This window comes from Deltaproteobacteria bacterium (assembly GCA_016208165.1).
In the GTDB taxonomy this organism is placed as follows: domain Bacteria; phylum Desulfobacterota; class Desulfarculia; order JACQYL01; family JACQYL01; genus JACQYL01.
This window is the reverse complement of sequence record JACQYL010000071.1, coordinates 64,368-75,140: the sequence shown is the minus strand read 5'-3', so window position 1 is coordinate 75,140 and position 10,773 is coordinate 64,368. Positions and strand designations below refer to the sequence as shown.

Here is a 10,773-nt window from a genome sequence, read left to right as displayed (position 1 = left end):
TACAAGCCGCAGGGGGTCCTTGGGATCCGGAACCAGGTAGCCGCGGTGAGTGAAATGTTGCTTGCCTGGCTCTGCGCCTTCCCAATGCCAGCCGCCAAAGGGCACGTCTTGTTCAAGGCCGCAACTCGGGCATTTGAATTTGGGCATGTGTATAACCTCCTCTCGTCGCTAAGGAGCATTTTATGGAATTTCGTACGGGTCCCATTCTTCTCAGGCGGTTTCCTTTTTGAAAAACTTGGGCGGAGGACCGATCAGCCACTCGAAATCCTCTTTTTCGTCAAAGGGCGGAAACAGTCTCGGCGTTTTGGGCCATTTCTCGTATCCCAATGCCTGGAAGATGGTCCGAGTTCGTTCCTTGAAGCTGTCCATCCCGGTCCACAGGTCTTCGGGTATATGGTGCAGCATCACGAAGAACAGGTTCTCGTAAGTCGCCCGATCCCACAGGGTATGGTAGGAATCCGGGTCTCCCTGGATGTCCACCACCGCCGTTTTCCCCGATTGCAGCGCCCTTTCCATGGCGGGAACGATTTCATCGTACGTGGTTACCGTTTCGCCATGGCAATCCATCAGCTTGTACATTTCCGCGTAGGGGATGCGTCCTTCCAGGGTTCCCATACCCCGGTCCGTATCGCGCGCATGGGGGTTCTGGGCCCCGTGCCAGTCTCGACCGTACATGGCGTTCCATCCGCCGATCCAGGCGCCGTTGTTGTGAACCACGTAAACGACGGGAAGGTTCTCTCTCCGGGCCGTTTCGATATCCCCGCCCAGAGCGCCGATGCCCGCGTCGCCCAGGAAGACCACGATGGGTTTGCCGGGACGGCCTACTTGAGCCCCGATTCCCATGCCCACTCCATGGCCGATACCTCCCTGAATGCCCGCATCCAGAACGCCTCCCGTGACCCGGGATTCGAATTTCTCGCTCATGTACGGAGAAAAGGTAAAGGAATCCAGGACGATGGTGCTTTCCGGCGCCGCCCGATGGAGGTAATCCGAAATCATGGTGGAAGCCACGTCCGGGTTGATCTGCCTGGGCAGAGTGTACTTACCCTTCGATTCCTCCACACGCTTGCGCATCTTCTGGTCCGCCTGTTTCTTCATTTCCAGGATCTGATCCCGCCAGGCGGTCTTCGATGCGAAGCGGTCGCGATACTTCGCCCGTATGACCTGGTTCAATTTCTTCAACGTGGCGTTGACATTCCCGATGGCCTCGATGTCCGTGGCGATTTCGGGCCAGATCTCCATCGGTTCTTCCGTAACCTGCACGAACCGTTTATCCGGCCCCCATTGGCCGAATTGCTCGAGAATGTCGAAGCGCAGACCCATGGTAAGATAACGGTCCGCCATAGCGAAAGCCTTGCCGCGCGCCTCTCCGGCCACGTGGTGGGGATGATTCTCGGGTACGCTCCCCCGACAGGCCCGCCGTTGATGAATGGGGATGTTGGTAAGTTCCGTGAATTCTTTCAGGGCCGCTCCGCAGTCCGGCCATCTTCCCCCGTGCCCGACCACCACCAGAGGCCGCTCCGCTTCCAGAAGCCATCCGACGATGCTGTCGATCTCGCTGTCGCTGGGCGCCGGCTGGGGCAATGCCTCCGGGCTGCGATGCCTCATCTCCGGTCGATAGTTCACCTGAAAAGCCGGATCCATCAAGGCCTGCGGCGCGAACTCGATGAAATTAAGAGCGATCTCGAGCGCGACGGGGGAGGGAGGATAGGCCGTGCATTCCCGGGCCGCTTTCCGAATCCAGTACGAGAACGTGGATGGATCGTCCACGAACTTGGCCCATTTGCAGAACACCTTGTATATGGAAGTACCGTCCAGATGTTGAAAAGCATACCGTTCCTTGTCGGAAAGGATGGTCTGACCCAACATACAGATCATAGGCGTGTTGCTCAACGCCGCCTGGTTCACCGCAGGAACCAGGTTGGCCGTGCCGGGCCCCACCGTAGCTTGAACGAGTCCGATCTTGCCCGTCACCTTGGCGTACGCCTCCGCTGCGTAACCCGCGGAGGCCTCGTGGCGGCAGTGGACTAGACGGTTCCCATACATACACCAGTAGTCGTCGAAACTGTTCATATGACCGCCGGTGATGCCGAAATTGACGTGGATGCCTTCCTCCATCAATGCCCGCACCAAGATCTGCGGTCCCCATACTAACGATCCCATGTGCCCTCCTACTTTGTTTAGTAAGTCAGGATTTTAGTGGGCCAGAAAAACGGACACTTCATCCTTCGAAAGTCCGCGACCCCACAACGCCGTAGTCGGCCCACGACCCGACAAGTTGAACCGGGCCGTATCCGTGAGGCTTGGGTCCTCACAACGTTCGGCTTCTTCTCCATGTCGTGTCGGCCGCTTTGCACTTTCGATTTCTCTTGGTTCTTTTGCTCAACAAAGAATTGGTTCCGGTCATGGCGTTTCAGAGAGCCGGCGCAATCCGGCGTCCTTATTCCCGCATTCTTTTCGTGCGGCGATCGGTCAGTCGCTTGAAGGGTAACAAAGAGGGGGGTACTCGTTTCCATCTCTTATCCAATCCCGGCGTGTCTTCCCAAGGCCTGCCTCTAACCGGATTCAGAGGTACCCGATCAGGGAATGAAACAAACACATCCCCGGAGAATCCTCTGGGCCGGGGTAGCGGCGCCTTGGGAGCAACCGTCTCGGCTCCAAATTCAAAGCCCCGTCAAGCTACTGCTTCCGTGAGCGGTTTCATATGGCAGCCTTGCTGTTTTTCGCCCATACGTCTTCAAAACGCGCGAGAGATGTCACGAAGGAGCAACGAAGGACTTCAGACCATAGACATCACCTCCCCAAAAGGAGTGGGCATGCTGTTTTAACCGCACTTGTTCAGTTTCGATTCTCAACCCAACTTGCGCTCGCCAATGCGAGGTGCGCCGGGCGCGCCGACAGATCCCTCATACCGGCCCTCTTCTAAAGTGAGAGGGAGATTATCCATCTCGAAAACAGAGGAGATAGAACCATCCTAGCCGCCGGATCACAGAACTGATTCCCTCTCCCCCGGCGGGGGAGAGGGGAGTGTGAGGGGGGGCCTCTACGGACGAACGCCGCCGGTTTGCAGCGCTCCACCGCGCACTTTGTTATTCCTCCGGGAAGAACTTTTTCCCTGCAGACGTCATGTCTTTCAGGCTCTGCGGTACCGCGAATCGAGCTCCGAATCGCTCCTCGAGGCGACCGAGGCTGTCCACCACATCCTGGATGCCCCTGGCGTCCATGTAATGGAAAGGACCGCCTAGATTGGCGGGGAAGCCGATTCCCATGACGCCTCCCACATCACCGTCTCGCGGATTGCGGAGGACGTTTTCCTCGAGGCAGAGAGTGGACTCGAGGCAGAAGGCCAGCAAGAGCCGGTCGGCAATCTCTTTGGGAGTCACGGCAGTCCGGCTTCGTCCGGCCTCCGTGAAGTCGTAGACCGTCGCATCGGGGCCGATCTTCTTGCCAGCCTTGTATTCGTAGAATCCCTTCTCGTTTTTCCGCCCGTATCTTCCATCCCCCACCACCTTGCTCAAGATGGCCGAGGGGGTGAAGCGGTTCGAAAACACTTCCTCAAGTACTTTCCCCACCTTTACAGCGGTGTCCAATCCCACTTCGTCGCTGACAATAACGGGACCGACGGGAAAGCCCGTTTTGACCGCCGTCTGATCGATGTCCTCGATTTTAGCCCCTTCGTCCAGCATGAACATGGCTTCCTGGAGGTAGCGGGAAATGACCCGGGAAGTGTAGAAGCCGACCCCGTCGTTCACAATGATCGGGGTCTTCTTGCACTTCACGCATAGATCGTACGCCGTCGCCAGAGCTTGTTTGGACGTGTGCTTGGTCGCGATGATCTCGATCAAGGGCATGAGGTGAACCGGCGAGAAATAGTGCATTCCGAGGAAGTTCTCCTTGCGTACGGAAGCCTCGGCCAGGCGGGTAATGGGAATGGCCGAGGTGTTCGAGGCAAATATCGCTCTCTCGGGCATTACAGCTTCCACATCTTTGATGATCCGGTGCTTCAAACCAACGTCCTCGAAGACGGCCTCGATGCACATATCGATGGCCTTGAATCCGCTGTAATCGTCCGTCACGCTGATCAGGTCGAAACGACGCCTGTACTCGAATTCGCCCCGGGGCCGGTTCATCCATTTGCCTTGGAGCACTTTGGAAGCCGCCTTGAGTCCTAGTCCCGCGGCTTGCAGGTCGCGGTCTTTCATTCGGACCATATAGTCGGCGTCCGCCTTGACGGCTGCTATGCCGTGCCCCATAATGCCGGCTCCCAGGACTCCGATCTTCTTGACCGGCGCCGGTTTGACCCCTTTTGCGGCGCCCATGTCCTTTTTTGCCGCCGTGTCCGCAAAGAACAGATGGATCAGGGAAGAGGCCTCCTTGGATACCGCCAGCTTTCCAAACCGCTTCGCTTCCTCTTCATAGCCCGCTTCCAGGCCTTGCGTAATGCCCATGTACACGCTCTCTAGAATCTCCAGAGGCGCGGGCAGCACGCCTTTGGTCTTCTTGAGGATCGTGCCTTTGGCTTGCTCGTACAGGGCCGGCATCATCTTTGCCGGGGGCAAAGCCAGCCGTTTCCGCTGGATGGAAAACACGCCCTTCGCGATCTGCCGGGCCCGTTCCATGGCCTTTTCCTTGAGTTGATAAGGCAAGACGATTTCGTCCGCCAGCCCAAGGCTTACCGCCTCGTCGGCGGCGATGTTCTTTCCGGTTAGAATGGCGTCCATTGCTTCCTGGAGCGGCACCAACCTGGGCAACCTCTGGGTGCCTCCTCCTCCGGGCAGGAGCCCCAGTTTCACCTCGGGCAGCCCCAGGATGGTCTTGGGAGACTTGGTCACTATACGGTAGTGGCACGCCATGGCGAGTTCGAGTCCGCCTCCCAGGGCCGGGCCGTGGATGGCCGCGATGATCGGTTTTCCCAACTTCTCGATCTTCTCGAAGGCGGCCTGGGTCCGCCGTGACATCTGGTAGGCCTGTTCTTCTTCCGTAACACCACGGATCATGGTGATATCCGCGCCGGCCAGAAAATTAGTCGGTTTTCCGAAAAGAACGGCTACCTTTATTTCAGGATCCGAGGATATTTTCTCGACGCAATCCAGCAATTCCTTCTCGGCCTGACCGTTCAGCGTATTCATAGGTGCGCCCGGCACGTCGTAATTCAGCACCGCAACACCTTGCCCGTCTTTTTCCATTGTGATGATTCTCTGATCGCTCATACGGTTTCTCCTCCGTCTATTCCTATGCCCTTGTTCAACTCGCTCGTTCCAACATCATGGCCCCGCCCGTACCGTTTGCAGCGCAGGCGGTCAGCAAACCGTATGTTCCGCCCACCCGGGGCAGTTGATTCGCGCACGTCGTGATCATGCGCGCCCCCGTTGCGCCGAAAGGATGACCCAGAGAAATGGATCCACCCATCATGTTGAATCGATCCATATTCACCTCTCCGATGGGTTCACTCAGACCTACGTTTTTCTCGAGCCAATCTTTGGCCGTGAACGCCTTGAGATTGCACAATACCTGGCCCGCGAACGCCTCGTGCATCTCGACCAAATCAATATCGGACAGCTTGAGTCCCGCGTTTTTCAGGGCCCTGGGCGTACTGTAGGCCGGTCCGAACAACATGCCCACATCCAGGTCGACTCCCGAGAATCCGAAGGACTTGATGAACGCTATAGGCGTATACCCCAGGGCCTTCGCCTTTTCTTCCGCCATCAGCAAGACGACTGCCGCACCGTCCGTGAGTGGGCTGGAGTTGGCGGCCGTAATGGTTCCCACCACCTTGTCGAACGCAGGGGGAAGCATGGCCATTTTGGCGCGATCCGGATTGGGCCGTACAAGATTGTCTTTGGTCACCGGTACGAAATTGGGAGGAGCGATCACCGGAGCCACCTCAAGGGGAATCCGGCCGTCCGCTATGGCTTCTCCCGCCAGCTTGTGTGTCCGGAAAGCATAATCGTCCTGCTCTTCCCGAGTAACGCCCCATTCCTGAACCATCAATTCGGTATGCTCGCCCATGGTGAGACCCGTATAAGCCTCCTGAAGCGGTGGCGGCTGGGGAATGAAATGCATGAGCGGCACCGAACCGATGGTCATGAATTGTTCCTCTACGGTTTTCTTGGCTTGGGCGGCCATGACGGCCTTACGAACCGGTTCTCCGACCATGATCGGCATGTCGCTCAGGCTTTCGGCGCCCCCGGCGATGCCCACGTCGGCTTGACCCGTGGCGATACTCATGGCCACGGTGGCCGAAGTGAGGATGCTCGAGGCACAAGCGAGCTGCATGTGATAGCAGTGAACGTTCTTCGGAATGCCGATACCCAATGCGGCAATGCGGGCCAGGTTGCCGGTGCTCGGTTTCGGGACCGAGATTCCCATGGCGACCTCGTCAATCTCTTTAAGAGGTATCTCCGTCCGGTTCACCAGTTCGGCCATCGCATTCTTGGCTAGGTCTATCGCCGTCATCTCCACAAAGTCGGTACCCACGCGGACAAAAGGGGTGCGATACCCTGCAATAACGGCTACACGTCTTAAGGACATTATCTACTCCTCCTATAAATGGTTTAGCCTGTCTCCGATCCAGTCGCCCGACAGGCGAAGTTGCCGGAATCACCTACGTCACAGCATGGTCGACCATACCGGGCGGCCGTACGGACCGTAAGAACGTAGGGTCCGATTTGAAGGAACCCCGGACTATATGCCGCCGAACACCGCGTTCGGGAAACCGGACGCGCCCGACCGTGCTTATCTCCTAAAGCTCCGACCGCTCGACAACCCTGCGGGTGGCCCACTCCAGAGCCTTCACTCCCCCGATGAGACTCTTGAATCGCTCGTCTTGCGTCTCTCCGTGGTAGTAGCGGTAGTAGATCTGCTGGAAGATGGCGCCCAGACGGAACAGTCCGAAGCAGGAATAGAAATCGCAATTGGCGATGCTACGTCCGGAATTCTGCTCGTAGAACCGAACCACTTCTTCCCGCGTGGGCACACCTTTCATGTTCGTCGGCACCAGACGCGCTACATGCAACTCCTCCGGATCGTCGTGCCGGATCCAGTAGCAGAGCGAATTGCCGAAATCCAGGAGCGGATCCCCGATCGTAGCCATCTCCCAGTCCAGGACACCGACAATTTTCGTGGGATCTTGTTCGTCCAGTACAACATTATCCAGCCGGTAGTCATTATGGACGATTCCAGGTCGGTCCGAGTCGGGAGGCATTTTTTCCAATAACCACTCCATGATGTCTTCCTGCTCCGGAGCATCCGGAGTTCGGGCGGCCCGGTATCGCTTGACCCACCCTTCCACTTGCCTTTTTACGTACCCTTGGGGTTTACCGAAGCTTTCCAGCCCAACGCTTTTATAATCGATGGAGTGAAGCTCCACCAACACCCTGAGGAAGTTCTCGGACAGCTCCCGCGCCTGTTCGGGGGAAAACGCGAGGCCCGGTGGGAGATCCTTCCGAAGGACGATGCCGCGCAATCGTTCCATTACGTAGAAAGGCGATCCCATGACGGACGGGTCATCGGTGTAGGCAAGGGGAGTCGGGCAATATGGAAACGTCGAATGCAACGCGTTCAGAATCCGATACTCCCGCCCCATGTCGTGAGCCGTGGCCGCCTTGGTGCCGAAGGGCGGCCGTCGAAGCACCAGTTCCCTGTTTCCCACGGCGAGGAGATAGGTAAGGTTGGAGTGTCCGCTGGGAAACTGCCGCACTGTAATGGATCCATCGAGGCCGGGTATGCAATCCTTCAAGAATGCCTCGATCTTAGAGGCATCCAGTTCTTCTCCCGTTCTCATGAGTGTCGCTGTGTCGGTGAAGCTCATGCTCCTGTTCCTCTTCCATGTTCGGATCGACCTGGTCTCTTTTCAGACAGATCGCTTCTACGGCGTCAATGACAAAATCTGCGAACCGATCCACGGAGACGTCTCTGCGAGCGTACTTCCATCTCTTGAGATACCAATCCTGCACCATCGCTTTGATCATGCCGGCCGCCAGTCGGCTGTCGCGCCGGACGAACACGCCTTCTTCCTGTCCCAGACTGATGATGTCCGAGAACACTTTCTCCGTGTCCAACTCGCTTGAAATAGCCTTTTTCCTTTCCTCTTTGCTCAGGTTCCTGGCCTCCATGTACGAAAAATAAAACCACGGACGCATGACTTCGCTCAAATACACGTGTGTGCGTATGGCTGCACGCAACTTCGCTCTTGGCGTGCTTTCCTCTTCGGAAAGTTCTCTTAGAAGCCTCAGAGTGATGGCTCTGCCGGTGCTCTGCAGAATTTCAGCCAACTCTTCCTTGCTGGAAAAGTAGGCATAGAGCGAACCCGTACTCATTCCGGTTTCCCGGCTGAGGTCCCTCATGCTCATGGCCTGGAACCCTTTCAGATTGCTGATCCTGAGAGCGGCGTCCAGGATATGCGCCAGGTTCTTGACAATGGTCTTTTCTTTTTTTATCCGGATCGTTTCCCTGTTCTCGGCATACGTCTCCTGGTAGATCTCTTGCCTGGAAAGGTTCACGAGTTCCTGAAAATCCGAAAAAGTCATGTCGTACTAACGCTCCTCCTCCGCCGGAATCCGTGCATTCCCCGGCCCCGGCAGCGCTTTTCCCCGGTCTTGGAGTTCCCGACCGGGTCAAATGCATATCCCTGCGACGTCAACTTAGCCGCTTGCCCGCGTATTCGCGAAGGATCCGTCTGGCCACCGACATCTGATGGACTTCATCCGCCCCGTCCAGGATACGGGCGGCGCGCTCGTGCCGGAAAAAATAGGCCAGTATCGTGTCGTCGGTCATGCCGAGGCCGCCGTGCACCTGAAGAGCCCGATCAACGACTTGTTGCAGCACGTTGGCCACGAAGAATTTGATCAACGAGATTTCCTCGCGGGCCTCTTTAACTCCCTTGTTTTGCATCTTCCAGGCTGCATGGAGGACCAGCAGCCTGGCCGCCTTAATACCGGCCGCACTGTCGGCGATCCAGGATTGGACGATCTGTTTGTTGCTCAGGGTTTCATCCGGGCCGATAGGTCTCGTCAGAGCCCGAGAGCACATCAGGTCGAAGGCGCGATTGCAGATGGCGATCCAGCGCATACAGTGGTGAATTCTGCCCGGGCCGAGTCGTTGCTGAGCAATGACAAATCCGTGCCCTTCCTGACCCAGAAGGTTGGTTTGCGGTACTCTGCACGACTGGTAGAGTATCTCCGCGTGACTGGCCCAATCGGAACCGGCATGGCCCATGACCGGAATATTTCGTACCAGATTGAAACCCGGCGTATCGGTGGGGACGATGATCATGCTTGCACGGTAGTGAGGGGGCGCATCCGGGTTGGTGACGGCCATGACAATGGCGAAGGCGGCGCCGTCCGCCGCCGTGGTATACCATTTCTGTCCGTTGATCACGTAGTCCGCGCCGTCCTTGACCGCCGTGGTTTTCAGCATGACCGGGTTTGAACCCGGCGTATCCACTTCCGTCATGGAAAAGCAGCCTCTGATTTTTCCTTCAACCACCGGCCGGAGATAGAGTTCTTTCTGTTCTTGAGTGCCGTAGGTGTGCAGAATCTCGTTGTTGCCGGCGTCCGGAAACTGGCACCCAAAGACATAATGCGCCAGCGGACACCTTCCCAGGACCTCGGAAGCCAGACCGAATTCCACGACATCGAGTCCCATGCCTCCATATTCACGAGGGTGGGGAGGGGCCCATAACTCCATCTTGCGGACCATTCGACGCTTTTCCTCGAGTTCGGGCAGCAGTTCGGAGAACGGTCGGGTCAGGAACGCCGGCTCCATAGGTATGAGTTCCTTTTCCACGAACTCGTTCATCATATCGATGATGACCTGCATTTTTTCCGATATGGCAAAGTCCATGATGTGTTCCTTTTGGTGTGTCGGCTTCTATCCGTACGTGAGCAGTTCCGGTTGATTGTGCAGTTCGAGATGGGCTGACGAATTGAAAAAGGAAAGACCTAGACGTTGGTCGTTGTATTGAACGAGAGACACCGACGTGTTGCGGATACTCCTGGCGAGTGTGATGGTGATTTCATTCGAGAGTCCCAGGACCATGCGCATGACGGCGCAGATGGCGCCTCCCGAAGTGAAAATCGCAATGGATTTACGTCGCCCGTTCTCCGCCATCACTTGGGTGATTCCTGATTGAACCCGTCGGGTAAAGGACTCCCACGTCTCCACCCCCGGTATATCGGACATTCCGGACATCCAGCGAAGCATGGCCGTTTCCTGAATTTTCTGAAAGGAACGAGGGTCCGTGAACACCGATTCGAACGCCGGAGACAGGGAAGCGTCTTCCCGAATCATGGCGGGAGCCTGGGCCCGGATGATGGAAAAGGTATCGTGTTCGTTGAATTCGGGACGGATGTGAAAAGGCGGTTTTCCGTTGCCGGTAGAGATCCTGGCCATGACGTTCCGTGCGGTCGCCTGTTGCCGTTGGAGGGATCCGGCGTACACGGCGTCGAAGACCACCCCTGACCGGGCGAAATAATCGCCGAGGATTTGGGATTGCTTACGGCCCAGTTCGGAGAGACGATCGTAGTTCTCGTGTCCGAAGGATGCCTGGCCGTGTCGAATCAGATAAATCAGGCTCATGAGTGCCCACTGTGGAAAGTGTCGGCTGCCGCGTTTTCTCTGAAGTGTTTACATTAGAATGTATATACGTTTTTATGCCACATTCTTGCGTTTCGCAAGGTGTTTCTCATCGAGAAGCCAGTCATGCCGGAGGATCGATGCCCCGGCGAATATCCGGTCGTGTTTGAGCGTTCAGAAGGAAACGGGGTTGGACAT

7 protein-coding genes are annotated in these 10,773 nt (G+C 56.9%); all 7 read right to left on the bottom strand.

Annotated elements, in window-relative coordinates; translation table 11 throughout:
- Positions 1-210: 210 nt before the first annotated feature.
- The 7 genes from HY788_15035 to HY788_15005 all read right to left on the bottom strand — a co-directional run bounded on the left by HY788_15035 (position 211) and on the right by HY788_15005 (position 10,578).
- Positions 211-2,163: a thiamine pyrophosphate-binding protein gene (locus tag HY788_15035; GenBank protein ID MBI4775462.1), complete on the bottom strand. Its 1,953-nt coding sequence runs from the start codon at positions 2,161-2,163 to the stop codon at positions 211-213.
- A gap of 926 nt (positions 2,164-3,089) precedes the next feature.
- Complete coding sequence (locus HY788_15030; protein ID MBI4775461.1) at positions 3,090-5,210, bottom strand: enoyl-CoA hydratase/isomerase family protein; 2,121 nt, start codon at positions 5,208-5,210, stop codon at positions 3,090-3,092.
- Positions 5,211-5,244: 34 nt separating this feature from the next.
- Positions 5,245-6,531: an acetyl-CoA C-acyltransferase gene (locus tag HY788_15025; protein MBI4775460.1), complete on the bottom strand. Its 1,287-nt coding sequence runs from the start codon at positions 6,529-6,531 to the stop codon at positions 5,245-5,247.
- 211 nt (positions 6,532-6,742) lie between these two features.
- The gene (locus HY788_15020) at positions 6,743-7,810 is read right to left on the bottom strand and encodes a phosphotransferase family protein (GenBank protein MBI4775459.1); all 1,068 of its coding nucleotides are present in this window, start codon (positions 7,808-7,810) and stop codon (positions 6,743-6,745) included.
- Positions 7,752-8,528 carry a TetR/AcrR family transcriptional regulator gene (locus HY788_15015; GenBank protein ID MBI4775458.1) on the bottom strand — a complete coding sequence of 259 codons (777 nt, stop codon included), beginning with the start codon at positions 8,526-8,528 and terminating at the stop codon, positions 7,752-7,754. The genes HY788_15020 and HY788_15015 overlap by 59 nt, the downstream gene beginning before the upstream one ends.
- A gap of 109 nt (positions 8,529-8,637) precedes the next feature.
- Positions 8,638-9,843, bottom strand: a complete 1,206-nt coding sequence (locus HY788_15010; protein ID MBI4775457.1) for an acyl-CoA dehydrogenase family protein — start codon at positions 9,841-9,843, stop codon at positions 8,638-8,640.
- 27 nt (positions 9,844-9,870) lie between these two features.
- Positions 9,871-10,578: a histidine phosphatase family protein gene (locus tag HY788_15005; protein MBI4775456.1), complete on the bottom strand. Its 708-nt coding sequence runs from the start codon at positions 10,576-10,578 to the stop codon at positions 9,871-9,873.
- Between the last annotated feature and the right edge of the window lie 195 nt (positions 10,579-10,773).